This window comes from Cellulomonas oligotrophica (assembly GCF_013409875.1).
Classification (GTDB): Bacteria; Actinomycetota; Actinomycetes; order Actinomycetales; family Cellulomonadaceae; genus Cellulomonas; species Cellulomonas oligotrophica.
In genome coordinates, this window is record NZ_JACCBK010000001.1 from 4123955 (window position 1) to 4150316 (window position 26362).

Annotated in this window: 23 protein-coding genes; 17 read left to right on the forward strand and 6 right to left on the reverse strand. The window is 75.9% G+C overall.

All coding sequences use genetic code 11. The annotated features are described in order from the left end of the window. Positions 1-12: 12 nt before the first annotated feature. Complete coding sequence (serA, locus tag BKA21_RS18910; RefSeq protein WP_140460502.1) at positions 13-1212, reverse strand: phosphoglycerate dehydrogenase; 1200 nt, start codon at positions 1210-1212, stop codon at positions 13-15. 65 nt (positions 1213-1277) lie between these two features. Then, positions 1278-3527 carry a HelD family protein gene (locus BKA21_RS18915; protein ID WP_140460503.1) on the reverse strand — a complete coding sequence of 750 codons (2250 nt, stop codon included), beginning with the start codon at positions 3525-3527 and terminating at the stop codon, positions 1278-1280. 219 nt (positions 3528-3746) lie between these two features. Here BKA21_RS18915 and BKA21_RS18920 point away from each other — a divergent pair, with 219 nt between their 5' ends. The 5 genes from BKA21_RS18920 (at position 3747) to BKA21_RS18940 (ending at position 8499) form a co-directional block, all read left to right on the forward strand. Continuing rightward, complete coding sequence (locus BKA21_RS18920) at positions 3747-4964, forward strand: PP2C family protein-serine/threonine phosphatase (RefSeq protein WP_140460504.1); 1218 nt, start codon at positions 3747-3749, stop codon at positions 4962-4964. After that, positions 4961-6547 (forward strand): sensor histidine kinase, encoded by a 1587-nt coding sequence (locus BKA21_RS18925; protein WP_239072983.1) that lies wholly within the window; start codon positions 4961-4963, stop codon positions 6545-6547. The genes BKA21_RS18920 and BKA21_RS18925 overlap by 4 nt, the downstream gene beginning before the upstream one ends. Before the next feature lie 59 nt (positions 6548-6606). Further along, on the forward strand, positions 6607-6984 hold the full coding sequence (locus BKA21_RS18930) for a response regulator (RefSeq protein ID WP_239072989.1): 378 nt from the start codon (positions 6607-6609) through the stop codon (positions 6982-6984). A gap of 131 nt (positions 6985-7115) precedes the next feature. Further along, positions 7116-8060, forward strand: a complete 945-nt coding sequence (locus tag BKA21_RS18935) for a proteasome assembly chaperone family protein (RefSeq protein WP_140460507.1) — start codon at positions 7116-7118, stop codon at positions 8058-8060. A 235-nt stretch (positions 8061-8295) separates the two neighbouring features. Continuing rightward, the gene (locus BKA21_RS18940) at positions 8296-8499 is read left to right on the forward strand and encodes a cold-shock protein (RefSeq protein WP_140460508.1); all 204 of its coding nucleotides are present in this window, start codon (positions 8296-8298) and stop codon (positions 8497-8499) included. Between the two features lie 39 nt (positions 8500-8538). Here the strand turns inward: BKA21_RS18940 and BKA21_RS18945 are convergent, their stop codons facing one another. Further along, positions 8539-9372, reverse strand: coding sequence for a spermidine synthase (locus tag BKA21_RS18945; RefSeq protein WP_203793549.1), 834 nt, complete (start codon positions 9370-9372; stop codon positions 8539-8541). A 187-nt stretch (positions 9373-9559) separates the two neighbouring features. Here BKA21_RS18945 and BKA21_RS18950 point away from each other — a divergent pair, with 187 nt between their 5' ends. Genes BKA21_RS18950 through BKA21_RS18960 form a run of 3 tightly spaced genes read left to right on the forward strand, consistent with a single transcriptional unit; the run spans position 9560 to position 11204 of the window. After that, positions 9560-10006, forward strand: a complete 447-nt coding sequence (locus BKA21_RS18950) for an SAV_6107 family HEPN domain-containing protein (RefSeq protein WP_140460510.1) — start codon at positions 9560-9562, stop codon at positions 10004-10006. Beyond that, positions 10003-10767: a DNA polymerase Y family protein gene (locus BKA21_RS18955; protein ID WP_140460511.1), complete on the forward strand. Its 765-nt coding sequence runs from the start codon at positions 10003-10005 to the stop codon at positions 10765-10767. The genes BKA21_RS18950 and BKA21_RS18955 overlap by 4 nt, the downstream gene beginning before the upstream one ends. Before the next feature lie 35 nt (positions 10768-10802). Next, positions 10803-11204: an SCO2097 family morphological protein gene (locus BKA21_RS18960; RefSeq protein ID WP_140460512.1), complete on the forward strand. Its 402-nt coding sequence runs from the start codon at positions 10803-10805 to the stop codon at positions 11202-11204. Here BKA21_RS18960 and BKA21_RS18965 read toward each other — a convergent pair. Genes BKA21_RS18965 through BKA21_RS18975 form a run of 3 tightly spaced genes read right to left on the reverse strand, consistent with a single transcriptional unit; the run spans position 11149 to position 15781 of the window. After that, positions 11149-13554 (reverse strand): transglutaminase TgpA family protein, encoded by a 2406-nt coding sequence (locus BKA21_RS18965; protein WP_140460513.1) that lies wholly within the window; start codon positions 13552-13554, stop codon positions 11149-11151. The two genes, BKA21_RS18960 and BKA21_RS18965, sit on opposite strands and share 56 nt — an antisense overlap. Further along, positions 13521-14786: a DUF58 domain-containing protein gene (locus tag BKA21_RS18970; protein ID WP_140460514.1), complete on the reverse strand. Its 1266-nt coding sequence runs from the start codon at positions 14784-14786 to the stop codon at positions 13521-13523. The genes BKA21_RS18965 and BKA21_RS18970 overlap by 34 nt, the downstream gene beginning before the upstream one ends. Continuing rightward, a complete protein-coding gene (locus BKA21_RS18975; RefSeq protein WP_140460515.1) occupies positions 14786-15781 on the reverse strand; it encodes an AAA family ATPase in 996 nt (331 codons plus the stop codon). The genes BKA21_RS18970 and BKA21_RS18975 overlap by 1 nt, the downstream gene beginning before the upstream one ends. A gap of 489 nt (positions 15782-16270) precedes the next feature. Between BKA21_RS18975 and mraZ the strand changes: the two genes are divergently transcribed. The 9 genes from mraZ to BKA21_RS19020 form a co-directional block, all read left to right on the forward strand. Next, positions 16271-16744, forward strand: coding sequence for a division/cell wall cluster transcriptional repressor MraZ (gene mraZ / locus BKA21_RS18980; protein WP_140460516.1), 474 nt, complete (start codon positions 16271-16273; stop codon positions 16742-16744). Positions 16745-16916: 172 nt separating this feature from the next. Next, on the forward strand, positions 16917-17915 hold the full coding sequence (gene rsmH, locus BKA21_RS18985; protein WP_140460594.1) for a 16S rRNA (cytosine(1402)-N(4))-methyltransferase RsmH: 999 nt from the start codon (positions 16917-16919) through the stop codon (positions 17913-17915). Next, the gene (ftsL, locus tag BKA21_RS18990) at positions 17912-18334 is read left to right on the forward strand and encodes a cell division protein FtsL (protein WP_140460517.1); all 423 of its coding nucleotides are present in this window, start codon (positions 17912-17914) and stop codon (positions 18332-18334) included. Before rsmH ends, ftsL begins: the two co-directional genes overlap by 4 nt. A 335-nt stretch (positions 18335-18669) precedes the next feature. Then, complete coding sequence (locus tag BKA21_RS18995; RefSeq protein WP_239072982.1) at positions 18670-20373, forward strand: peptidoglycan D,D-transpeptidase FtsI family protein; 1704 nt, start codon at positions 18670-18672, stop codon at positions 20371-20373. Positions 20374-20396: 23 nt separating this feature from the next. Next, positions 20397-21977, forward strand: a complete 1581-nt coding sequence (locus tag BKA21_RS19000; RefSeq protein ID WP_140460519.1) for a UDP-N-acetylmuramoyl-L-alanyl-D-glutamate--2,6-diaminopimelate ligase — start codon at positions 20397-20399, stop codon at positions 21975-21977. Next, a complete protein-coding gene (locus BKA21_RS19005) occupies positions 21974-23419 on the forward strand; it encodes a UDP-N-acetylmuramoyl-tripeptide--D-alanyl-D-alanine ligase (protein ID WP_140460520.1) in 1446 nt (481 codons plus the stop codon). The genes BKA21_RS19000 and BKA21_RS19005 overlap by 4 nt, the downstream gene beginning before the upstream one ends. Positions 23420-23448: 29 nt before the next feature. Next, on the forward strand, positions 23449-24498 hold the full coding sequence (gene mraY, locus BKA21_RS19010) for a phospho-N-acetylmuramoyl-pentapeptide-transferase (protein ID WP_218887805.1): 1050 nt from the start codon (positions 23449-23451) through the stop codon (positions 24496-24498). Further along, positions 24498-25955: a UDP-N-acetylmuramoyl-L-alanine--D-glutamate ligase gene (gene murD, locus BKA21_RS19015; protein ID WP_140460522.1), complete on the forward strand. Its 1458-nt coding sequence runs from the start codon at positions 24498-24500 to the stop codon at positions 25953-25955. Before mraY ends, murD begins: the two co-directional genes overlap by 1 nt. Beyond that, on the forward strand, positions 25952-26362 hold a 411-nt coding region (locus BKA21_RS19020), incomplete at its 3' end, for an FtsW/RodA/SpoVE family cell cycle protein (protein WP_308463965.1). The genes murD and BKA21_RS19020, both read left to right, overlap by 4 nt.

A 26362-nucleotide genomic window follows, 5' to 3' on the forward strand; every position in this document is an offset into this window, starting at 1 on the left:
GGGGCCCGGCCGTCAGGACAGCAGGCGCAGGCGCAGCGACTCGGGCTGCGCGGCGAGGGCGTCCACGACGGCCGGGGCCACGGCCGAGCCGACGTCCGTGACGACGTAGCCGAGCTCCCCGCGGGTGGCGAGCAGCTGGCCCTCGATGTTGACGCCGTGCTCGGCGAGAGTGGCGTTGATCTTCGCCAGCACGCCCGGCACGTTGCGGTGCAGGTAGGCCAGCCGGTGCCACTCGGGCCGCTGGTCCAGCGCGAGGTTGGGCAGGTTGACGGACAGGTTCGTCGAGCCGGTCGCCAGGTGGTCGCGGATCTTGTTGGCCACGAACCGGCCGATCGCCTCCTGCGCCTCCTCGGTCGAGCCGCCGGTGTGCGGGGACAGGATGACGTTGGGCAGGCCGCGCAGCTCGGACTCGAACGGGTCGCCCTTGCGCTTGGGCTCGTCGGGGAACACGTCGACGGCCGCGCCGGCCACGTGGCCGGAGACGACGGCGTCGCGCAGGGCCGCGTAGTCCACGACGAAGCCGCGCGAGAGGTTGAGGAAGATCGCCCCGGGGCGCATGCGCGCCAGCTGCTTCGCACCGAACATCCCGGCGTTCCCGGAGCGCCCGTCGACGTGCAGCGTGACCACGTCGGCGGTCTCCAGGAGCTCGTCGAGGGTCTCCATGCGCCGGGCGTTGCCGAGCGCGAGCTTCTCGGCGGTGTCGTAGAACACGACCGACATGCCGAGGTTCTCGGCGAGCACCGACAGCTGCGTGCCGATGTTGCCGTACCCGACGATGCCGAGGGTCCGACCACGGACCTCGTGCGCGCCCGTCGCGGACTTGTTCCACACGCCGTCGTGCATCTCCTTGTCGAGCACCGTCAGGCGTCGGGTCAGGGCGATGATGTCGGCGATCGCGATCTCCACGACCGAGCGGGTGTTCGAGAACGGGGCGTTGAACACCGCGATGCCGCGCTCGGCGGCCGCGTGCAGGTCCACCTGGTTGGTGCCGATGCAGAACGCGCCGACGACCTCCAGGTCCGGGGCTGCGGCCAGCGCGGCGGCCGTCACCTGCGTCTTGGACCGGATGCCCAGCACCTGCACCCCGGACAGTGCCTCGACCAGCTCGGGCTCGTCGAGGGCACCCGTGCGGGTGATCACGTCGAACCCGGCGGCCTCGAGGATCGTTCGGGCCTGCGGGTGGAGGTTCTCGAGCAGCAGCGCGGTGGGCACGGGCCCATCGTGCTCCGCGTCCGGCGGGTGGACCAAAGCCGTCCCGGTCCGCGGACGGCCCGCGCTCAGCCGGGCATGCCGTCGGGCAGGGCCCGGCTGTGCACGACGTGCAGCACACCCGTGGGTCGGGTCATCGCCACGAACAGGTCGCCGGCGGAGCCCTCGAGCACCTCGGCGGGCTCGACGAGCACGACCGCGTCGAACTCCAGCCCCTTGGCCTGCAGGGGCGTGAGCACCACCAGCGGCACCTCGAGGTCGGTGAGGGCGCCGCGGCCGGGCACCTGGCGGCCGCGGCGGGCCAGCGCGTCCCGCAGGGCCGGCACGCGGGCGGCGGTGGCGACCAGCGCGGCGCGCCCCCCGCCGCGGGTGTCGCGCACGCGTGTGGCGAGGTCGTCGGCCGCCGCCGCGGCGGCGTCCACGAGCCCGGCCGCGTCGGCGACGTGGTCGACGACGAGCGCGTCGGGCACGTCGCGCGCGGACGTCAGCCGGCTGACCGGCAGGCCCGCGGCGACCGCGACGGCGCGTGCGGCGTCGGCGACCGCCGCCGGCGTCCGGTAGTTGACCGTGAGCTCGGCGAGGCGCCAGTCGGTGCGCAGCACCGGGTCGAGCATGCTGGCCCAGTCGTGGGCGCCGGCCCGCGTGGAGGTCTGCGCGACGTCGCCGACGACCGTCATGGAGCGCGTCGGGACCCGGCGCAGCAGCGCGCGCCAGGCCATCGCCGACAGCTCCTGGGCCTCGTCGACCACCACGTGGCCGTACGTCCAGGACCGGTCCGCGGCGGCACGCTCGGCCGTGGTCAGCCCCGACCCGCCGCCGGAGAACCGGTCGGCGAGGACCTCGGCCGAGACCATGTCGCCCGCACCCGTCGAGCGCAGCACGTCCCGGGCGTACGCCAGCTCCTGCGAGCGGCGCTCGGCGTCGGCCCGGGCCTGCGCACGGGCGGCCTGGTCGTCCTCCCCGAGCAGCTCGGCGGCCTCGTCGAGGAGCGGGACGTCCGCCGGGGTCCACGGGGCGTCGGCGGGCCGGGCCAGCAGCCGCCGCTCGGCGGGGGACAGCTCCGGCGCCGCGGCCTCCAGGCGGTGCGGCTTGGCCCACAGGTCGGCGACGAGCTTCTGCGGGGTGATCGGCATCCACGCGAGGTTGAGGGCGACCCGCACCTCGCGCGTCGTGCGCAGGTCCTCCAGCACCTCCGCGCGGTCCTCGGGGGCGACGTCCCAGCTGAGCTGGTCGACGTACTGCTGCGCGAGGCGGCCGAGCATGTCGCGGACGAAAGAGACCCGGGCCTCGTTGTGCGGCTTGTGGTGCCGTCGGGTGCGGGCGATCGCCGAGGCCACGTCCTGCGGGCGCACGACCACGGTGATCCCGTCGAGCCGCACCTCGACGGGTGCGGCGGGCACGCGCTGGCGCTGGCGGACCGCGCGGGCCACGACCTTGGACATCAGCGCCCGGCCCTTGATCTCGGCGACCGCGTCGGGCTCGGACCCGCGCGCCTCGACCCCCGGCACCAGGTCGGCGACCGTGGCCGTGACCACACCGGTCTCGCCGAGCGAGGGCAGGACCTGGTCGATGTAGCGCAGGAACGTGCGCGACGGGCCGACGAGCAGCACCCCGGAGCGCTCGAGCAGGCGCCGGTGGGCGTACAGCAGGTACGCGGCCCGGTGCAGGGCGACGGCCGTCTTGCCCGTGCCGGGCCCGCCCTGCACCACCAGGGTCCCGGCGAGCTCGGACCGGATGATGGCGTCCTGCTCGGCCTGGATGGTCGCGACGATGTCGCCCATCCGCCCCGTGCGCCCCGCGGCCAGCGCGGCCAGCAGCGCGCCCTCGCCGGACAGGCCGGACAGGTCCGCGGGGTCGACGCCCTGGGCGGCCAGCGCGTCCAGGTCGAGGACCTCGTCCTCGACCCCCGTGACCGAGCGGCCGCTGGTGACCAGGTGGCGGCGGCGCACGACGCCGTCGGGCCGGGCGGCCGTCGCCCGGTAGAACGCCTGCGCGGCCGGGGCCCGCCAGTCGGTCAGCAGCGGCGACTGGTCCTCGTCGGTGAGCCCGATGCGCCCGACGTAGCGCCGCTCGCCGTCCGTGAGGTCCAGGCGGCCGAACGTCAGACGCTCCTCGACGGCCTCGAGCTGGGCGAGCCGGTCCTCGTAGAGGGTGGCGAACGCGTCCCGCTCGGAGCGGTTCTGCGGGGAGCCCGAGGGGCCCTCCTTGCGGACCGCCGTCAACCGTCCCCGGGTGTGCGCCCGCAGCGCGTCGAGGCGCCCGTACAACCGGTCCACGACCTTCTGCTCGTCGGCCAGACCGTCGTCACTGCCCGTCACCGGCACGTCTCCCGTCCACGACCGTCGCTCGAACGCCACCGGGCGGGACCCCTCGGGGTGCGCCCGCGCGGCGGCCGTCCATTATCCGCCCCCGCCCCGCCCCCGGTGACGACGGGGTCGCAGCACGGGCACGCGCACGGGCCGCAGGCGTTCCACCAGGGGCCGCGGCACCCCGGCGCAGGCCCTAGAGTCGTGCCACCCCCGAGCGGAAGGACGGTCGTGGACACCTCGGCGGCCACGTCGGACCCCGTGCGCGGACCCGTGCACCCCGGCACCGGACCAGCGCTGCGCGTCCTGCTCGTCGAGGACGACGACGGCGACGCGCTGCTCGTGGCGGAGCACCTGCGCGACGTCGGGCTCGACCGTGCGCTCGTGCGGGTGCGCTCGCTGGACGAGGCCGTGGCGCAGCTCGACGTCGACTGCGTGCTGCTCGACCTCGGCCTGCCCGACGCCACCGGGCTCGGCGCGCTCGAGCGGCTCCTGACCGCGGGCAGCCCTCCTGTCGTCGTCCTCACCGGGCTCACGGACGCCGGCGCCGGGCTCGACGCGGTCGCCGCGGGGGCCCAGGACTACCTCGTCAAGGGCGACGTGGACGGCGAGACGATCGCCCGCTCGGTGCGCTACGCCGTGCAGCGGCGCCGGCTCGAGGACACCGACCGCGCCCTCTACCGCAGCCTGGTGCGCGCGGCCGAGACGAACCGGCTGGAGCGCGCCCTGCTGCCCCGCCCCGTGCTCAACGACACGGGGCTCGAGGTGCGGGTCGCCTACCGCGCGGGCCGTGAGGGTCTGCTCGGCGGCGACTTCTACGACGTCGTCGAACGCCCCGACGGCACGGTCCTGGCGATGGTCGGGGACGTCTGCGGCCACGGCCCCGACGAGGCCGCGCTCGGGGCCACCCTCCGCACCGCCTGGCGGACCCTCGTGCTCGCCGACGTCCCCACCGACGACGTCCTCGGCCTGCTCGAACGCGTCCTCGTGGCCGAGCGTGCCCGGCCCGAGGTCTTCACCACCGTCTCGATGCTGGCCGTCGCGCCCGACCGGCGCACCGCGGACCTCTACCTCGCGGGGCACCCCGTTCCCCTGCTCGTCGGGCCGCCCGCGACGCTGCTGCCCGCCCACGCGCGGGGGCGGGCCCTCGGCATCCCGGTCGGCGGGGGGTGGCCGCCGGCCCGGCTCGACCTCGGCCCCCGGTGGCGGGTCCTGCTGTACACGGACGGGGTGCTCGAGGCGACCGTCGGCGACGGCGGCGCCCGGCTCGGCAAGGACGGCCTGCGCGCCGTGGCCGACGCCACGCTGACCCCGCCCGTGACCCTCGACGACGCGGCGCCCGACGGCGACGACCCCCTCCTGGGCGGGCTGCTGGCCGAGGTCCGGGCCCAGCACGGCGGCGACCTCGTCGACGACACGGCCGTGGTGCTCCTCGGGTGGGCCCGGTGAGCGCCGCGCCGCGCCCGCGCGCCACGCTGCGTCGCCGGCTGACCCTGCTGCTCGCGACCGCCTCGGCCGTGCTCGGTGCCGTCGTCGTCGTGGCCGGCCTCGTGTTCGCCCGGCAGGTCGAGCTCCAGCGGGACGTCACCGAGGTCTACTTCGACGCCATCTCGCGCGCCGACACCGCCTACGTCCAGCTCGTCGACGCCGAGACCTCCGTCCGCGGGTTCGCCCTGACGGGCGACGAGATCACCCTCGAGCCCTACGAGCGGGCGACCGCGTCCGAGCAGGACTTCCAGGCGCTGGCCCAGCGCCTGGAGGCCTCGGACGCCGACCCCGAGCTCGTGGCGTACGCCCGGTCCGCCGCCGACGCGGCGACGGCGTGGCGCACGCAGTTCGCCGATCCGCTCGTGGCCCAGGTCCGCGCGGAGGGCACGGCGGCCGTCTCCGGCGCCGACGTCGAGGCGGGCCGCGTCCTGTTCGACGAGGCGCGCGCACCCATCGAGGCGTACCTCGCCCAGCTGCGCGCCGACCGCCTCGGCGCCGTCGCCGAGCTCCAGACGTGGACGGCCCTGTCGGCCACGATCGTGGCGCTGCTCGTCGTCGCGGCCGCGGCCGCGGGCGTCACCCTCTGGCTCGCGCTGCGCCGGTGGGTGCTCGCCCCGGTCGCAGAGCTCGCCGGCGCCAGCCGCGCCGTCGCCGGCGGCGACCTCAGCCACGTCGTGGAGGTCGACGGGCCGGGCGAGCTCCGCGCGCTCGCGGGCGACGTCGAGCACATGCGTCGCACGCTGGTCGACCAGCTCGACGAGCTGCGGGTGTCCCGCGCGCAGGTCGAGGAGGCGCACGACCGGCTCGCCGAGCAGGCCGAGGAGCTGCGACGCTCCAACCGGGACCTCGAGCAGTTCGCCTACGTCGCGTCCCACGACCTGCAGGAGCCGCTGCGCAAGGTCGCGTCGTTCACGCAGCTGCTGCAGAAGCGGTACGGGGGCCAGCTCGACGAGCGCGCCGACCAGTACATCGACTTCGCGGTCGACGGCGCCAAGCGCATGCAGCGGCTCATCCAGGACCTGCTGGGCTTCTCGCGCGTCGGGCGCGTGGGCGGGGAGGTCGTCGACGTCGACCTCGACGCGGCCCTGGACCGGGCCGTCGACCAGCTCGGCACCCGCATCGAGGAGACCGGCGCGCTGGTCACCCACGACCCGCTGCCCACGGTGCGCGGCGAGGAGGCCCTGCTCGTCCAGCTCTTCCAGAACCTGGTCGGCAACGCCGTGAAGTTCCGGCACCCCGACCGCACGCCGCACGTGCACGTGGGCGTGCGCCGGGTCGACGAGGGCTGGGAGGTCGAGTGCCGCGACAACGGCATCGGCATCGACCCGCAGTACGCCGAGCGGGTCTTCGTCATCTTCCAGCGCCTGCACCCCAAGGACCTGTACGAGGGCACCGGGATCGGCCTGGCGCTGTGCAAGAAGATCGTCGAGTTCCACGGCGGTCGCATCTGGATCCCCGAGACCGACGGCGAGGGCACGACCGTGCGCCTGCTCCTGCCGGTCCCGGACGACGACCGGCCCGACGCCGGTGGGACGGAGCAGTAGTGGACGGCCAGAAGATCATCGACGTCCTCCTCGTGGAGGACGACCCGGGCGACGTGCTGATGACGCGCGAGGCCTTCGAGCACAACAAGGTCCGCAACCGCCTCTCGGTCGTGCAGGACGGCGTCGCGGCGCTGGAGTTCCTGCGCAAGCAGGGCGAGCACGCCGACGCCCCGACCCCGGACCTGGTGCTGCTGGACCTCAACCTGCCCCGCATGGACGGGCGCGAGGTGCTCGAGGCCATGAAGTCCGACGACCGGCTGCGGGCCATCCCCGTCGTCGTGCTGACGACGTCGGAGGCCGAGGAGGACGTGGTGCGCAGCTACTCCCTGCACGCCAACGCGTACGTCACCAAGCCGGTGGACTTCGACCGCTTCATCGACGTCGTCCGCCAGATCGACGAGTTCTTCGTCGAGGTCGTCCGGCTCCCGTCGCGCTGACGCCGGCGTGCGGGGCGACGTCCCGCAGGTCCCGGGCGGGACGTCCGGGGTGACGTCCCGCACGCCCCGCCCGGGAAGACGCGGGCCCCCCGTCGCGTTGCAGCGAGGACGACGACGGCGAACGGAGCGACATGCTGGATCCTCGCAGCCTCTACGACGTGGACGCAGGTGTGGCCGAGCGCGTGAGCGCGCGGGCCGCCGGCGGGCCCGGACCGGTGCTCGTGCACGCCGTGCGCGGGTTCGTCGACGCGGGCGGTGCCGGGCAGGTGGCGGTCGAGCACCTCGTGGGCACGTCCCCGTCGCAGCGCCTGGCGACGTTCGACGTCGACCAGCTGGTGGACTACCGCTCGCGGCGGCCGACGATCACGTTCGACTCGACGCGCTGGACGGACTACGACGCGCCCGAGCTGGCCGTCGACCTGCTCGAGGACGGCGACGGCACACCGTTCCTCCTGCTGCACGGCGCCGAGCCGGACGTGCAGTGGGAGCGCTGGGTCGCGGCGGTGCGCCAGCTCGTCGAGCGCTTCGCCGTCCCGCTCGTCGTCGGGCTGCACGGGGTGCCGATGGGCGTGCCGCACACGCGGCCCACGTCGGTCACCGCCCACGCCACGCGCGCCGAGCTCGTGGCCGACCACACGTCCTTCTTCGGCACCGTGCAGGTGCCGGCGAGCGCGGCCGCCCTGCTCGAGCTGCGGCTCGGCGAGGAGGGGCACGACGCGATCGGCTTCGCGGTGCACGTGCCGCACTACCTCGCGCAGTCCCAGTACCCCGCGGCGGGCCTGGAAGGTCTGCGGCAGGTCGAGCGCGCCACCGGCCTGGACCTGCGGCTGGCGGCGCTCGAGCCCGCCGCGCAGGAGACGCTGCTCGAGGTGGAGCGCCAGGTGACCGGGTCGAGCGAGGTCGCGGCCGTCGTCCAGGCGCTCGAGGAGCAGTACGACGCGTTCACCCGCAGCGCGGGTCGCACCAGCCTCCTGGCCAGCGCGACCGACCTGCCCACGGCGGACGAGATCGGTGCCGAGCTCGAGCGCTTCCTCGCCGAGCAGGCCGACGACGACGGCGGGGCGCCCGGCGCCTGACGCGGTCCGGGACGGCGCCCGGCGGTGTCCCGGACGCCGGTCCGGGACACCGGTCCACCAGCCGTGGCGCAGATCACGTTCCCGTGCGAGGATTCCCGGCGTCGCAGCGGCGCGGCGCGTGCCGTCGGCACGCGCGTCGTGGGCGGTGGGCGGGGCAGAGCCGCGTCCCCGGCGGGCGTCGACGCGGCGACGACGGCCGGGCGAGGTGCCCGGCCGCGGCGAACGAGGGACGGACATGGCACAGGGCTCGGTCAAGTGGTTCAACGCCGAGAAGGGCTTCGGCTTCATCGCGCAGGACGGCGGCGGTCCCGACGTCTTCGTGCACTACTCGGCGATCGACGCGCAGGGCTACCGCAGCCTCGACGAGGGGCAGCGCGTCGAGTTCGAGGTGGGTCAGGGCCCCAAGGGCCCCCAGGCGGAGCAGGTGCGCCCGCTCTGAGCGGCGCGTCCTGAGCGGCGCCGGTCGCCGGCCGGCGCGTCAGGTCGCTGACGCGCCGGCCGCCGACGGGGCCGCGGGGTCCTCGCGCACGGGCGCGTCCGCGACGAAGGCCACCAGCTCCGCGCCCGTCAGCATCCGTGCGGGCACGGGCAGCGTGCGCAGCGTCCGGGCCAGGCCTGCGTCGTCGAGCAGCCCGGGGTCGTCGGTCCCGACGAGCACGATGTTGCCGTAGCGCCGCCCGCGCAGCTGGGCGGGCTCGGCCACCAGCGCGACGTGGGCGAACGCGGTCGCGACGGTCGCGGCCTCCGCGCGGGCGAGCGCCAGCGGGGGACGGTCGGCGCAGTTGGCGAGGTACACCCCGCCCGGCCGCAGCACCCTGGCCACCTCCGCCACGAAGCCCGCCGTCGTGACGTGCTCCGGCGTGCGGTCCCCGGCGAACACGTCCCGCACGACGACGTCGGCGCTCGCGGTGCGCATGCCCGCCAGCACGGCGCGGGCATCGCCCTCGCGGATCCGCAGCCGGGGCGCGCGGGGGAGGGCGAACCAGGCCCGGACCAGCTCGGCCAGGCGCCCGTCGAGCTCGACCGCCACCTGCCGTGCGCCCGGGTGTGCGTGCGCGACGGCCCGCGCGAGCGCGCACGCACCCGCGCCCAGGTGCACCACGTCCGGTCCCGGTGCCGCCGTGGCCCCGGCGTCGTCCTGGTCGACGAGCGCGTCGACCACCGCCGCCATCTGCTGCATGTACTCGAAGTCGAGCCGCCCCGGGTCGTCGAGGTCCACGTAGGAGCTCGGCACGCCGTTCACCAGCAGCGTGGCCGACCGGGGCCGCGCGGGGTCGACGACGACCTCCGCGGTGCCGGTCGCGACGTCCACCGGCCCCAGCGGCCACGGGGGCGCCGCGGGTGTGGGTGGTCGGCGTGACGATGGGGCGCGTCGGCGGGAGGGCACCGGCACACGGTACGGAACCTGCGGGACCCCGTGCCGCGGGCCCGGGGTTGACGGGTTCGAACAGGTGTTCGACCATGGAGGTCCGGGCGGTCCGGAGGGTGGAGGTGGCGTGATGGGTGCCGAGGCGGTCGTGCTGCGGGATCGGGGGCTCGCGCCCCGCACCACGGAGCAGCTGGCACGTGCCGACGCCGAGCTCCTGGCCGCCCAGTTTTCGGGCGAGCCGTGGGAGACGTTCGGGCACGCCCACCTGGCGGCCCTGCGCGCGGGCGCGGCCCTCGTCGCGGAGCGCGGTCGGCCGTCGCGTCGTGGTGCGCCGCGCACCGTGTGGGGCATGCTCGACGCCGTCGCGCCCGAGCTCGCGTCGCAGACGGCGTACTTCGCCGCGTCGGCGGGCCTGCGGGCGGCGGTCGACGCGGGCCGGTTCGACGCGGTGTCGGCCGAGCGCGCCGAGCGCACCCTGTGCGCCGCCGAGGACTTCGTCGACGCGGTGCGCGCCGCGCTCGGGTGCGCACCGGGCGTCGGCCCTGCCGTCGGTGCCGACCGGCGGGTGGCGGGATGACCGCCCTCGTCTCGGGGCGCGCGCCGTCCGCGGCCACGTCCCTCGCGCCGTGGGCGGGGGGACGTTCCCGCGGCCTCGGCCCGCGGGACGAGAACGGCTGCCACGTCCTGCACGTGCGGACGGTGCAGGTGGCCGACGAGGGTGGTGCTGACGTCGCGGAGGTCGTGCGGCGGGTGCTGCTCGACGTCACGGCCCTCGTCGAGCCGACCGGGGACGGCGGTGCGTTCCTCGACGTCTCGGGCGCCCGGCACCGGCTGGGACGGCCCACCTGGATCGCGGGGATGGTCCGGGAGCGGCTGCGCCTGCGCGCCGGGCTCGCCAGCGGGATCGGCGTCGCGGCGACTAAGTGCGTCGCCGAGCTCGCGTCGGTCGAGGCGGCTCCCGACGGCGTCGTGCTCGTGCCCCGGTCCGCGGGGCCCGACTACCTGCGCCCCCGGCCGCTCGCGGACCTGCCGGGCGTGCCGACGCGCGTGCTCGGCGCGCTGGCGGCCGCCGGGTTCTCCACCGTGGGGGACGTCGCCGACGCGCCGCTGGCGGACCTGCAGCGTCGGCTGGGGGCGCCCGGGGGTCGGCGGCTGCACGACCTCGCGCTGGGCCGCGACCCGCGCCCGGTCCGCCCGACGCCGGCCCCGCGGGTGCCCCACGGTGCACCGGCGGGGCCCGGCGACGGCCCGGACGTGGTCCGGCGCAGTTCCACCCGCTCCGCGACGGGACGAGACGGACGCTCGACTACCACCATCCCGTGCGCCGATCTATCCTGAACGCCAACAGTCCACAGGAGTTGACGGGGGTCGGGATGCCACTCTCCGAGTACGAGCAGCGCGTGCTGGAGCAGATGGAGCGCCAGCTGGCCTCCGACGACCCTCGGCTCGCGAACACGCTCACCCATCGGGGCGGTCGCCGCCCCGTGACGCGGTTCGTCGTGGCCGGCGCCGGTGTCGCCGTCGGCCTGCTGCTGCTGGTCGTCGGCGCGGCGACCACGAGGCCGTGGCTGGGTGCCATCGGCTTCGTGGTGATGTTCGCCGCGGTCGCCTACGCGTTCGCCGCACCGCGTTCCGCAGGGCGCTCCGGCCCCACGGGGACGGTGCAGCCCGACGGGTCCGTCCGGTCGGCCCGCCCGTCCGCCGCCCGCCGCCCCGGGTTCATGGCCCGGCTGGAGGAGCGCTGGGACCGGCGTCGGCACGAGGGCGGTCGCTGACCGGTCGGGTGCACGCCAGGCGGATCGTCTCGACCCAGCCGGCGAGCTCCTCGGTCCGGTCGCTCCCGCGCGTCCCGGCCGTGCCGCTGCGCCGGTCCGCGTCGGTGCTCGCGACGTCCTGAGGTGCCGCGGCGCCCTGCGGCGCGTAACGCTGCGCCTCCACCGCGGCGAGCAGCGACGCCAGGGCCGCCCGTGCGGCGTCGGCGGCGGTGACGTCGGACGAGCGCCGCCCGATCTCGTCCTCCAGCCGCACGGCCGCGGCGCGTGCCGTGGTCGCGTCCGACCAGGTGATCCCGCGCCGGGCGAGCCGTCGTCGCAGCGTCGCCCACGCCCGCTCCGGCGTGAGGTAGGCCTGCACGCGTGCCCGCCGCGCGAGCAGCACACCGATCCCGGCGGCGGCGGCCAGCAGCACCAGCCCGACGCCCGTCCCGAGCGCGACGACGAGCCAGGACACGTCCTCACCCGGGCCGGACGGGCCGTCGGCCACCGGTGCCGTGCTCGACGCGCTCGGCACCGGTGCCGCCTGGTCGCGGTCCACCTCGTCGGGCACGCTCGCCGGGACGGTCGCCCCCGTGAACGGGTTCGCCCACACGGGCGGCGGGCCGGTCTGCGACGCGGGGGTGGGCTCGAACCGCACCCATCCGAGGCCCTCGAAGTACAGCTCGGGCCAGGCGTGGGCGAGGCGTCCGGTGACGACGTAGCCGCCCTCGTCGTCGGCCTCGCCGGGCAGGAACCCGACGGCGACGCGCGCCGGGATGTCCAGGCTGCGGGCCATGATCGTCATCGCGGTCGAGAACTGGACGCAGTACCCGCGCCGGGTCTGCAGGAAGTCCCACACGGCGTCCTGCGACCGTGCGGGCGGCACGCGGGTGTCGTACACGAAGTTCGTCGCCGACCGGAACCAGGACTGCAGCGCGAGCGCCTGCTCGTAGGGGGTGGTGGCCTCGGCGGTGACCTCGCGCGCGGTCCGGGCGACGTCCTCGGCGTTCGTGGTGGGCGGGACTGCCGTGTACAGCTCGGCCTGCGGCGGGGTCCCCGGTGCCGCGTCCCGCAGCCGGTCGGCCGTCAGGTCGGGCACCTGCACGACCATCGCGTAGCGCTCGCCGTCCCGGGTGGGGTCGTCCGACACGACCTCGTCGCGCGCGGCGTCGTACTGCCAGTCCTCGGCGGCGTCGAGCGTGCGCGGGAAGGTCGTCACGGGCAGCCGCTGCTCGCTCAGGGCGCCGACCTGCACCTCGACGGTCGCGAGCGTCCCCGCGGCGGGGTCGGGCGGCAGGCCCCGCAGGGCCGGGTCGGAGGCGAGCAGGCCGGCGGGGTCCCAGCCCGCGAGGTCGTCCGTCTCGGTCCGCTCCCAGCTCCGCCCGTCGAAGGTCGCGAGCGTGAAGGCCCGCAGGGGCCCGACGAGGCGTGCGTCGGCGACCGGGTCGTCGTCGTCGGCCGAGCCGAGGTCCACGGCGCCGTCCTCGCCGTCGTCGGTCCCGTCGTCCTCCGCCCCGGTGACGGTGTAGCGCAGCACGACCTGCGAGGAGCGCTGGCCGAGGCTGTCGCGCAGGTCGAGCTCGCTGCTGAGCTCGAGCGGACCGACGGGCCCGGCCCCGAAGCGCGGCAGCGACATCGACGCCCAGCCCGGCACGCTCATCAGGGGCGGGCCGGCGACGAGGGCGAGCGCGACGAGCGCGGCACCGGCGCCGGCGGCCGCCCCGGCGCGCCGGGCCCGACCGGCCCGGGCGTGCTGCGGCGCGGCGCCGAACGCGAGCAGGGCGAGGTACGCCAGGCCGGTCAGGGCCAGGGGCAGCGCACCCGCGGGGAACCCGAGCAGGATCGCCGGCACCCACAGCGCGAGCAGCGCGACACCGGCGAGCGCCGGGACGCGCACGGCCAGCACGGCGGCGTCGACGAGCAGGACCACGCCCACGGCGCCGAGCACGACGAGCATCTCGCCGGGCCGCACGTCGGGCATCGGCACGTACGAGTCGTTGACGACCCGCACGCCCTCGCGGGCGACGTCCCACGCGCGGGCGAGGGCGTCGAGGTCCGGCAGGAACTGCGGGCGACCGGGCGGGGAGCCGTAGCGCAGCACGAGACCGACCGCGGCCACCAGCCCGCCCACCAGCGTGGGCAGCCACCACGTGCGCGACACGGCGCGGGCGAGGGCGGCGGACGCCGCGACGACGAGCACCGCGGTGCACGCGACCGTGTACCAGCGGCTGCCCTCGACGAGGCCGCCCAGGGCCAGCAGGCTCGCCCAGGTGGCCGCGACGCACAGGGCCGTGCCGACGACGGCGCGCAGCCCGCGCTCCGGGCCCGCCGCCGCGCTCATCGACCCGCCCCGAGCAGGCGCAGCCAGCACGCGACCGGGTCCTCGCCGGCCTCGGCGGCGGCGACCCGCCAGCCGGCGCGGCGCAGGGCCTGCGCGGTGTGGTGGGCCTCGTTGGCGTCGAGCCCGCGTCCGTCGCCGCGCACGAGGGCCCAGCCCTGCGTCGCGTCGCCGATGTGGGCGAGCGCGCCGCGGGCCGCGTGCGACGCCGGGCCCAGGACGGCGAGCACGATCTGCCCGGCGGCGTCGCTGGTGTCGAGCAGGTGCGCGGCGTCCAGCAGCCGGGCGTCGGCCTCCTGCTGGTTCCGGGGCGCCTCGAGGTCGACGGTGAGGTCGAGCAGCCCGGCGCGGGCCCCCGTGCCGGCGGTCGCGTGCAGGAACGGTGTCGCACCGCCCCGGAGGCCGTCCTGGGGCCGTGCGCCGACGGCCGAGCCGACGAGCCGGACGCGGTGCCCGCCGTCGAGCATCGCCAGCGCCATCGACGCGGCCATCGAGACGGTCCACTCGGCGGCGCTGCTGCGCACGGGCAGGTCGACGAGCACCGAGACGGGGCGCAGCCCGGCGCGCTCGTCGGAGCGCACCAGCAGGGCGCCGCGCCGGGCGGAGCTGCGCCAGTGGACGCGGCGCAGGTCGTCGCCCTCGCGGTAGTCGCGCAGGTTCGCGTCGTCGGTCGAGGGGGTGCGCGCGCCGAGCGCGACGCGGTCCGGCTCGCCGACCAGCACGTCCGCCGGTGCGGGCAGGGCGCTGACGGCGGGCCAGACGGCGACCTCGGACTCGCCCCCGAGGGTGGAGCGCGCCCGCACGACGCCGAAGACGTCCGTGCGGGTCACGACCAGCGGCCCGAGCGGCCAGCGCCCGCGCTGGGCCGCCCGCACGGGGTAGCGGACGGTCACGCGGTCGGGCGTGCGCGCGACGCGGGCGCGCAGCGGCCGCCCGCCGGACAGCTCGACGGCGGCCTGCTCGGCGAGCCGGAGCCCGGCGAGCCGGGCGCGCCCGGCGCCGTCGGAGGCGACGACCTCGACGCGGACCTGCGTCTCCTCGCCCGCGTGCACGGGGTTCGGCGCGACGGAGCGGACGACGTCGAGGCGCCGCCGCCCGCGCGCGGGGTCCCGCAGCAGCGCCACGAGGAGGGCGGTGACCACCAGGGCGGTGAGCAGCAGGCCGATGCGCACCAGGTCGATCGACCCGAGCCACACGCCGAGCTGGAACGTGACGACCGCGGCGGCGAGCAGGGCCCAGCCGCGCGGGGTCGGGCGCAGGCTCATCAGCCGAGCGCCCGCCGGGGGCGGGGCTGCTCGGCACGGGGGAGGGGCACCCGGGCGACGACGTCGGTGACGACGTCCTGCGTGGTGCGCCCCGACAGGCGTGTCTCGGTGCTGGGCAGCAGGCGGTGGGCGAGGACGGCGACGGCGAGCTCCTGCACGTCGTCGGGCAGCACGTGGTCGCGACCGTCCATCGCGGCGAGGGCCTTGGCGGCGCGCAGCAGCTGGATGGCGGCGCGCGGCGAGGCACCCAGGCGCAGCCCGGGGTCCTCGCGCGTCGCGCCGACGAGGTCGACCACGTACCGCTTGACCGTGGGCGCGGCGTAGAGGCGTCGGGTCGTCGCGATGAGGCGGGCGACGTGCGGGGCGTCCGTGACGGGTCGCAGGCGGTCGAGCGGGTCGGAGCTCTCCTGCTGCTCGAGCATCTCCAGCTCGGACTCCACGCTCGGGTAGCCGACGGTCAGGCGGGCCATGAAGCGGTCCCGCTGGGCCTCGGGCAAGGGGTACGTGCCCTCCATCTCGACCGGGTTCTGGGTCGCGACGACGAGGAAGGGGCGCGGGAGGGGGTAGGTGCGGCCGTCGACGGTGGCCTGCGCCTCCTGCATGCACTCCAGCAGGGCGGACTGCGTCTTGGGCGAGGCCCGGTTGATCTCGTCGCCGATGACGACGTGCGCGAAGACGGGCCCGGGGCGGAACTCGAACTCGTGCGTCTGCGCGCGGAAGATGTTCACGCCCGTCAGGTCGCTGGGCAGCAGGTCCGGCGTGAACTGGATCCGGCCGACGGGGGCGTCGATGCTGCGGGCGATCGCCTTGGCGAGCGTCGTCTTGCCGACGCCGGGAACGTCCTCCAGCAGGAGGTGCCCCTCGGCGAGCAGCACGGCGAGCGCGACCCGGACCAGCGCGGGGCGCCCGGTGATCACCTGCTCGATCGAGGTGCGCAGGCGCACGGTGGTGGAGACGAGCTCGTCGAGCTCGTCGGGGGACGGCAGTGCCTGCATGGTGCGACTCCTCCGACGACTGCCCCCGAGCGTACGCAAGGACGCGCCCCGGCACCGCGATCTCCGTCCCTCCACTTCGCCCCACCGGCGCGGGGTCGGGGCGGGAGGTGGTCACGACGTCCTCACCGAACCTCCCGAAGGCGTGCCCGGTTCCTCCCGGGGCACCCCTGTACGGCCTGTTATGCCCCCTCCTGACAGAAGGGTGTGAGGGGCTGTGACGTCAGCACCCCTCCACTTCACTCCACCGCTGTGACCTGCGGCGATGCTGCGAGAACGGGTGAACTTCGCGCGCTCGAACGGCGGATGTGGAGGGAAGTGGAGTACCGTGGAGGCACGTGGAAGGGCGTGGGAGCGGGCCGTCGAGAGGGCCGCTCCGCGAGCTCCGCCGGACGGGCCCCCCAGGGCGCGACGGAGGGGTCCTCAGCTCCCTCCCGCGGGTCCGGGGTGCGTGCGCACGGGGTCCGTCAGGGGGCCCGAGGAAGGAGCGGGGTGAGCCATGAGCAGTCCGGCGCCTTCGGCTCGTCCGCGCCGTTCCTCGGGACGTACACGCCGCGCCTGGACGACAAGGGTCGGCTCATCCTCCCGGCCAAGTTCCGGCCCCAGCTCGCGCCGGGTCTGGTCATGACGCGCGGCCAGGAGCGCTGCCTCTTCCTGCTGCCCATGGACGAGTTCGGGCGCATGCACGACCGGCTGCGCACCGCGCCCGTGACGAGCAAGCAGGCCCGGGACTACCTGCGGGTGTTCCTGTCCGGCGCGAGCGACGAGGTGCCGGACAAGCAGGGGCGCATCACCGTGCCCCCGCTGCTGCGGCGCTACGCCGGCCTCGACCGGGACGTGGCCGTCATCGGCACCGGCACCCGCGTCGAGATCTGGGACCTGCCCGCCTGGGAGTCCTACCTCGCCGAGCAGGAGGCCGGCTACGCCGGCACGACCGAGGAGATCTTCCCCGACGGCCCCTTCTGACCGCCCGCCCGTCCGCCCCGACCTCCCCCCGTCCGTTCTGGCGCACTTCCCCGGTGCCAGAGGGTCGGTGGGGGATCAGGCCGGACGGCCGGCGCAGACGTCGGGACGCACGACGAGCACGACGACGAAGGACGGCGCCGCACCGGCGCACGACACGGAGGGAGGGGCGCAGGTGGAGCAGCACGACGACGCGGCAGGCCGCCACACGCCCGTCCTGCTCCAGCGCTGCCTCGACCTGCTGGCCCCCGCGCTCGCCGCGCCCGGTGCCGTCATGGTCGACTCCACGCTCGGCATGGGCGGCCACACCGAGGGCGTGCTGCGCGCCTTCGAGCACGTGCGCGTCGTCGGGATCGACCGCGACCCGCAGGCGCTCGCGCTCGCCGGGCGCCGCCTGGCCGTCTTCGGCGACCGCTTCACGGGTGTGCACGCGGTCTACGACGAGATCCGGGACGTCCTCGACGACCTCGGCATCGCGTCGGTGCAGGGCGTGCTCATGGACCTCGGCGTCTCCTCGCTGCAGCTCGACGAGGCGGACCGGGGGTTCGCCTACGCGCAGGACGCGCCGCTGGACATGCGGATGGACCCGACCCGCGGCCCCACCGCCGCCGACGTGCTGAACACCTACGACGAGCGTGACATCGCCCGCGTGCTGCGGGTCTACGGCGAGGAGCGGTTCGCCCCGCGCATCGCCCGCGAGGTCGTGCGCCGTCGTGCCGCCGACCCGTGGCGGCGCACGGGCGAGCTCGTCGACCTCGTCCGCGCCTGCATCCCGGCGGCGACCCGCAAGACCGGCGGGCACCCCGCCAAGCGCACCTTCCAGGCGCTGCGCATCGAGGTCAACGGCGAGCTGGCCGCGCTCGAGCGGGCGCTGCCCGCCTCGGTCGAGGCCCTGGCCGTCGGCGGCCGCATCGTCGTCGAGGCGTACCAGTCGCTCGAGGACCGCCTGGTCAAGCGCGCCCTGGCCGCCGGGGCGACGTCGAGCGCGCCGCCCGACCTGCCCGTGGAGCCCGAGACCCACACGCCCTACCTGCGCCTGCTGACGCGGGGCGCGGAGGAGGCCGACGAGGCCGAGCTCGCGCGCAACCCGCGCGCGCAGTCCGTGCGGCTGCGGGCCGCCGAGCGCACCCGTCCCACGCCCGACCACCTGCGAACGACCCGGAGGGCTGCATGAGCGCGCTGCGCCAGACCGACGACGTGCGCGCGAGCACCGCGCGCGCCTACCCGGCCCCGGCCGCCCCGGCCCGGGCCCCGCGCCCGCGCCTGAAGGTGGTGCGGGCCCCCGGGCTCGCCCGCTCGCGCGTGCCGTTCGTGCTCACGTGCATCGCGATCCTCGGCGGGGCGCTGCTCAGCGCGCTCCTGCTCAACACGTCGATGGCGTCGATCGCCTTCGAGCGCTACGAGCTGTCCAACGACATGGGCCGCCTCGAGCAGGACCGCAAGGACCTCGTCGCCGAGCTCGACCAGCGCTCGTCGCCGGACCGCCTCGCCGCGGCCGCGCGCGAGCTCGGGATGGTCGAGGCGAACGGCACGGGGTGGCTGCGGCTCGCCGACGGGAGCGTGCAGGGCTCGCCTGCGCCCGCGGGCGGATGACCGGCCCGGCGTCGTCGCGCCCGCGCGCCGCCGCCGGCCAGGCGCGCCGGGGTGGCACCGTGGGCCGGGTGGAGGAGCGCACGCGGACGGCCGCGACCGGGCGTGCGCCCCGACCCGCCCCGGAGGCCCCTCGTCGGGCCGCGACCTCGTCGACCAGCGGGCGCCCGACCGCCGCGCGCCCGACCGCCGCGCGCGCGGCCACCCGCGCCCCGGCGCCCTCCGGACGGACGCGGGCCCCGGGCACGGGCGGCCGCCCGCCCGGCGGGGGCCGGCGTCCCGCCGCCGGTCGTCGGCCGCCCGACCGGCGGCCCGCGACCGTCGCGGCCGGCCGGCGCGTGGTCGCCCTGGTGGTGGTGCTGGCGCTGACCTTCCTCACGTTCGCCGGCCGTCTGGTCTACGTCCAGGTGGTCAACGGTCCGGAGATCGCCGCGGAGGCCCGCGAGCAGCGCATGCTCACGGTCGGCGTGCTGGGTGCGCGCGGCCAGATCACGGACGCCCAGGGCGTGGTCCTGGCCACGTCCGTGGAGCGCTACGACATCGCGGTCAACCAGAGGACGATCGCCGAGTACCGGGCGCGCGGCGGCGACGGCGAGGACGGCGCCGCGGGCGTCGCCGCACGGCTGGCGCCCCTGCTCGACATGAACGCCGCCGAGCTCGGCGGCGACCTCGTCGGGGACCGCACGTTCGTGTACGTCAAGAAGAGCGTCCTGCCGGCCGTGGCCCGGGAGATCCGGGCGCTGCGCATCGACGGCGTGATGGTCGACAAGACCGCCGACCGGATCTACCCCAAGGGCACGGTCGCCGGGAACGTGCTCGGGTTCGTCAACTCGACCGGGACGGGCCTGCAGGGCCTGGAGTTCGCGCTCGACTCCCGGCTCCAGGGCGTCTCCGGCACGGAGAGCTACGAGAGCGGACGGCTCGGGCAGGCGATCCCGGGCGGCTACAGCGAGGACACCCCGGCCCGCCAGGGCGACGACGTGCGCCTGACGATCGACGCGGACCTGCAGTGGAAGGCCGAGGAGGAGCTGCGCGAGCAGGTCGCCGCCACCGGCGCCTCGGGCGGGGCGATCGTCGTGATGGACCCCTCGACGGGCGCGGTGCTCGCGCTCGCCGACTCCACGGCGATCGACCCGAACGACCCGGGCAGCCAGAACGCCGGCACGATCTCCAAGGCGATCACCGAGGTCTTCGAGCCCGGGTCGACGAGCAAGGTCATCACGATGGCCGCGGCCGTCGAGGAGGGTCTGGTCGGCCCCACGGACCCGTTCTCCGTCGCCGACCGCTGGACCACGCCGCAGGGCGAGACCATCAAGGACTCCCACGACCACCCCGTCGAGCAGCTCACGGCCACCGGCGTCTTCGCCGAGTCCTCGAACGTCGGGACGATCCTCATCGGCCAGCAGCTCACCAAGGACCAGCGCCACCACTACCTGTCCGCGTTCGGCTTCGGCACGCGCACCGGCATCGAGATGCCGGGGGAGTCGCCCGGCATCCTGCACGACGCGGAGGACTGGCAGGGTCGCGACGAGTACGCGGTGCTGTTCGGCCAGGCCGTCTCGGTCAACGCGGTGCAGGCCGCCAGCGTGTTCGCCACCATCGCCAACGGCGGCGTCCGGGTCCAGCCGCACCTCATCGCGGGCTGGACCGACGAGGACGGCACGTACACCCCCGCCGACGACGCGGAGCGGACCCGCGTCGTCTCGGAGGAGACCGCCGCCACGGTCCTGTCGATGATGGAGAGCGCGGTCGACGAGGGCACGGGCTCCCAGGCCGCGATCGCGGGGTACCGCGTCGCCGGCAAGACGGGCACGGCCCAGAAGTTCAACCCGTCAGGGTTCACCGCGTCCTTCATCGGCGTCGCGCCCGTCGACGACCCGCAGGTCGTCACGGCCGTCGTCCTGCACGACCCGTCGTCCTCGATCTTCGGCGGCACGGTCGCCGCGCCGGTGTTCAGCTCGGTCACCGGGTACGCGCTCCAGCAGCTCGGCGTGGCGCCGTCGGGCAGCACCCCGACCCTCTACCCGACGACGTGGGAGTGACCGACCGGGGTAGATTCGTCCCCATGACGTCCCCCCTGGGCCGGCTGCGCCCCGAGCACCTGCCGGCCCGACGGGTCGCCGACCTCGTCCGTGACCTGGACGTGCGTCCGGCCGCGGGTGGCGAGCCGCTGACCTCCGACCTCGTCCTGACCGGTGTGAGCATGGCCAGCGCGGACACCGCGCCCGGCGACCTGTTCGTGGCGGTCCCCGGCCTGAAGGTGCACGGCGCCCGGTTCGCCGCCGACGCGCTCGCCCGCGGCGCCGTCGCCGTGCTCACGGACGCCGCCGGCGTCGAGCTCGTGCGTGCCGGCGCCCCGGGCGCCGTGGTGCTGGTCGGCGACGACGTCCGTGCGCTCGCGGGACCGGTCGCGGCCTGGCTGCACGGCGACCCGGCGCAGCACCTCGTCACGGTCGGTGTGACCGGCACCAACGGCAAGACGACCACGACGTACTTCGTCGACGCGGCGCTGCGGGCCGTCCACGAGCGCACCGCCGTGCTCGGCACCGTCGAGCTGCGGATCGGCGACGACGCCGTCGAGAGCCCCCGCACGACCGTCGAGGCGCCCGTGCTGCAGTCGCTGCTGGCCCTGGCCGCCGAGCGCGGTGCCGGTGCGCTCACCACCGAGGTGTCCTCCCACGCGCTCGCGCTGGGCCGCGTCGGCGGCCTGCGGTTCGACGTCGTGGGCTTCACCAACCTCCAGCGCGACCACCTGGACTTCCACGGCGACATGGAGGGGTACTTCCGCGACAAGGCGCGCCTGTTCGCGCCCGGGCAGGCGGCGCGCGGCGTCGTCGTCGTGGACGACGAGTGGGGCCGGCGGCTGGCGCGCGAGGTGCAGATCCCCGTCGAGACGGTCGCGACGCACGTGGACGCCCCCGAGGCGCAGGACGCGGACTGGGCCGTGGTCGAGGCCGACGTCGGCCTCGACGGCGTCGGCTCCCGGTTCGTCCTGCGGGGCCCGGACGGCGCGCTCCACGAGGCCGCCAGCCCCCTGCCGGGCCTGGTGAACGTCTCGAACGCGGCCCTGGCCGTGGTGCTCGCGCACGCCGCGGGCGTGCCGCTGGACGCCGCGGCCGCCGCCGTCGGGCGGGCGCACGAGATCCCGGGCCGCATGGAGCGTGTCGTCGAGCGCGGCGACGGCTTCCCGCTGTGCCTGGTCGACTACGCGCACACCCCCGACGCGCTCGTGCTCGCGCTGGAGGCCGTGCGCCCCATCACGCCCGGCCGGCTGGTCATCGTGTTCGGCTCCGACGGCGACCGCGACCGCGGCAAGCGCCCGATGATGGGCGAGATCGCGGCCCGGCTGGCCGACGTCCTCGTGGTCACCGACGAGAACCCCCGTTCGGAGGACCCCGCAACCGTCCGCGCGGCGATCCTCGACGGGGTACGGTCCGTGCGGCCCGACATGGCCGACGTGCACGAGGCCACCAGCCGCGCGCAGGCGATCGCCGACGCCCTGCGCCTGACCACCGACGAGGACACGATCATCATCACCGGCAAGGGGCACGAGCCCACCCAGGAGATCGCCGGGGTGTTCCACCGGTACAACGACCGCGACGTGCTCCTCGCCGCGCGCGCCGAGCGCCAGGGGCAGCTCGCGTGATCGCGCTGACGGCGGCCGAGATCGCGGCCGCGACGGGCGGAGCCCTGTCCGCGGTCGACCCCCGCACGGTCGTGGCCGGTGCGGTCGTCACCGACTCGCGCGAGGTCGAGCCGGGCGGGCTGTTCGTGGCCCTGCCCGGCGAGCACGTCGACGGGCACGACTTCGCGCCCGTCGCGGTGGCCGCGGGTGCGGCGCTCGTGCTGGCCGCGCGCCCGCTGACGGGCACCGACGGCGCCGACCTGCCCGTGGTCGTGGTGCCGGACGTCGAGGTCGCGCTCGGCGTCCTGGCGGCCGCGGTGCTCGTGCGCCTGCGCGAGGCGGCGACGGCCCCCGGCGGCAGCGGTCTGCGCGTCGTGGGCGTGACCGGCTCGGTCGGCAAGACGACGACCAAGGACCTGCTCGCGCAGGTGTGCGGCGCCGTCGGCCCGACGGTCGCCCCGGTGCGGTCCTTCAACAACGAGATCGGGCTGCCGCTGACGGTGCTGCGCGCCGACGAGCAGACCCGCTTCCTGGTCCTCGAGATGGGGGCCAGCGGGCCCGGCCACCTGACGTACCTCACGCGGATCGCCCCGCCCGACGTCTCGACGGTGCTGGTCGTGGGGCAGGCGCACCTCGGCGGGTTCGGCGGCATCGAGGCGGTCGCCCGGGCGAAGTCCGAGATCGTCCAGGGCCTGCTGCCCGACGGCGTCGCGGTGCTCAACGCCGACGACCTGCGCGTGCGCGCGATGGCCGCCCTCGCCCCCGGCGAGGTCGTGCTCTTCGGCCAGTCCGACGGCGCCCACGTGCGCGCCGTCGACGTCACGCTCGACCGGGCGGGGCGCGCGTCCTTCACGCTGCGCCACGCGCCCGTCGACGGCCCGGTGCAGGACGCCCCGGTGACGCTGCGGCTCGTCGGCGAGCACCACGTGCACAACGCGCTCGCCGCGGCCGCGACGGCGATGGCCGTGGGGCTGCCGCTGGCCACCGTCGCCGAGGGCCTCGCGGCCGCCGACGCGCTCAGCCCGCACCGCATGCACGTGGTCGACCGCCCGGACGGCGTCACCGTGATCGACGACTCGTACAACGCGAACCCCGACTCGATGCGCGCCGCCCTCAAGGCCCTGGCCGTGCTGGCGGGGCGCGACCGGCGCTCGGTCGCCGTGCTCGGCGAGATGCTCGAGCTCGGCGACGACGCCCGCACCGCGCACGACGCGATCGGACGCCTCGTCGTCCGCCTCAACGTCGCCCTCACGGTCGTCGTCGGCGAGGGCGCGCGGGCGATCCGCGACGGTGCGAACCACGAGGGCTCGTGGGGTGACGAGGTCGTGCTCGCCGACGACGTCGCGGCCGCCGAGGCGTTCCTGCGCGACGAGCTGCGCCCGGGCGACGTCGTCCTGGTCAAGTCGTCGTACGGCGCCGGGCTGTGGCGCCTCGGCGACGCGCTCGTGGAGGGCGACGCGTGATCGCCGTCCTGCTCGCCGGCGGCGCGTCGATGCTCGTCGCGCTCCTCGGCACGCCCCTGTTCATCCGGTTCCTCGTGCACCGCCAGTACGGGCAGTTCATCCGTCAGGACGGGCCGACCGCGCACTTCACCAAGCGCGGCACGCCCACCATGGGCGGCGTCGTCATCATCGGCGCGACGCTGCTGGGCTGGGCCGCCGCGCTGCTCATCACCCGGACCCCGCCGAGCGCCTCGGCCGTCCTGGCGCTCTTCCTCATGACCGGCCTCGGCGTCGTGGGCTTCCTCGACGACTTCATCAAGATCTCCCGGCAGCGCAGCCTCGGGCTCAGCGCCCGGGCCAAGATCGTCGGCCAGGGCCTCGTCGGCATCACGTTCTCCGTGCTGGCGCTGCAGTTCCCGAACGACCAGTTCCGCACGCCCGCCTCCACGCGGATCTCGTTCATCCGCGACACCGACCTCGACCTCGCCTTCGCGGGCGCGACGGTCGGCCTGATCCTCTTCGTGGTGTGGGCGAACTTCCTCATCACCGCGTGGTCCAACGGCGTCAACCTCACCGACGGCCTCGACGGCCTGGCCACGGGCGTCTCGCTCGTGGTGTTCGGCGCGTACGTCATCGTCGGCGTCTGGCAGTTCAACCAGTGGTGCCAGTCCGTGACCACCGCGGGCCCGCGGTGCTACGAGACCCGCGACCCGCTCGACCTGGCCGTCGTCGCGGCGGCCATCACCGGCGCCCTGTTCGGGTTCCTGTGGTGGAACGCGAGCCCGGCGAAGATCTTCATGGGCGACACCGGCTCCCTCGCGCTCGGCGGCGCGCTCGCGGGCCTGTCGATCCTCACGCGCACCGAGATCCTCGCCGCGATCATCGGCGGGATGTTCGTGCTCATCGTGCTCTCGGACGTCATCCAGATCGGCTTCTTCAAGATGACCGGCAAGCGCGTGTTCAAGATGGCGCCGCTGCACCACCACTTCGAGCTGTCGGGGTGGGGCGAGGTGACGATCGTCATCCGGTTCTGGATCATCGCCGGGCTGTTCGTCGCGCTCGGCGTCGGGATCTTCTACGCCGAGTGGGTGGCGCAGTAGTGGGCGCCTCGACGCCGCCCGTCGCGCTCGAGGGCCGTGCGGTCCTCGTCGCCGGGCTGGGGATCAGCGGGCGCGCCGCCGCGCAGGCGCTCACCGACCGCGGAGCGGCGGTCGTGACGTTCGACGACCGTGCCGACGACGCGCACGCCCACGACCTCGCGGCCCTCGGCCCCGACCTGCGGGGCGCCGAGCTCGTCGTCGCCTCACCGGGGCTGCCGCCCCACCACGAGGTGCTCGCCGCGGCACGCGCGCGGGGCGTCCCCGTGTGGAGCGAGGTCGAGCTCGCGTGGCGCCTGCGCGCGCCGCGCACCGACGGGTCCGGCCCGGCCCCCTGGCTCGCCGTGACCGGAACCAACGGCAAGACCACGACCGTGGGCATGCTCGAGTCGATCCTGCGGGCCGCGGGCCGGCACACGCTCGCCGTCGGCAACGTCGGCACGCCCGTCGTGCAGGCCGCGGTCGACCCGTCCCTCGACGTGCTCGCCGTCGAGCTGTCGTCGTTCCAGCTGCACCACACGACGTCGATGTCGGCGCAGGCCGCCGCGGTGCTCAACGTCGCGGCCGACCACCTGGACTGGCACGGGTCGCTGGACGCCTACGCGGCGGACAAGGGGCGCGTCTACGAGCACGCGCAGGTGGCGTGCGTGTACAACGCGGCCGACCCGCGCACCGAGGCCCTCGTGCGCGAGGCCGACGTCGTCGACGGGGCCGTCGCGGTCGGCTTCACGCTCGGCTCGCCCGGGGTCGGGCAGGTCGGCGTCGTCGAGGACGTGCTCGTCGACCGCGGCTTCGCCCGCCTGCGGCACACGCACGCGGCCGAGCTCGGCACCCTCGACGACCTCGCCCGCCTCGCGGGCCCCGACGGGCAGGTGCCCCCGCACGTCGTGCAGGACGCGCTGGCGGCCGCCGCGCTCGCGCTGGCCCACGGCGTGGAGCCCGCGCACGTGCGCGAGGGCCTGCGTGCCTTCGCGCCCGGCGCGCACCGGATCGTCACCGTCGGCCGCGTCGACGACGTCGCGTACGTCGACGACTCCAAGGCCACCAACGCCCACGCGGCAGCCGCGTCGCTCGCCGCGTTCGGCGAGCGCTCGGTCGTCTGGGTCGCCGGGGGCCTGGCCAAGGGGGCGACGTTCGACGAGCTGGTCCGCACCCGCCGCGAAAGGCTGCGCGGCGTCGTGCTCATCGGCGTCGACCGGGCGCCGCTGCGCGAGGCCCTGGCCCGACACGCGCCCGACGTCACCGTGGTCGAGGTCGACGCCGGTGACACTGAGGCGGTGATGACCCGCGCGGTGGCCGCGGCGCGCCGGCTCGCCGCCGGTGCGCCCGGCAGCACGCCCGCGGCGCCCGTCACCGTGCTCCTCGCCCCGGCCTGCGCCTCGATGGACCAGTTCACCTCGTACGCCCACCGCGGCGACGCCTTCGCGGCCGCCGTGCGCGCCGCGCAGGAGACGTCGTGACCGCGGCAGCCGTGCGCACGCCGGGCACCGACGCGCCCCGGGGCAGCTGGGCGGAGCGCTCGCGCCTGCTCGGCGCGTGGAACTCCGTCGTCACGTCCTACTACGTGATGGCCTCGACCACGACGCTGCTCGTCGTCGTCGGGCTGGTGTTCGTGCTCTCGTCGTCGAGCGTGGAGTCGCTCGCGGCGGGGGACTCGCCCTACGCCGTCTTCCTCAACCAGGCGCAGTACGCGCTCATCGGCCTGCCCGTGCTGCTCGTGGCCTCGCGGCTGCCGGTGCGGCTGTACAAGGCCGTCGCCTGGCCGGCTCTTGCCGTCGCGGTCGCGTTCCAGATGCTCGTGTTCGTCCCCGGCCTCGGCATGGGCGAGGGCGGGAACATGAACTGGGTCCGCATCGGCGGGTTCACC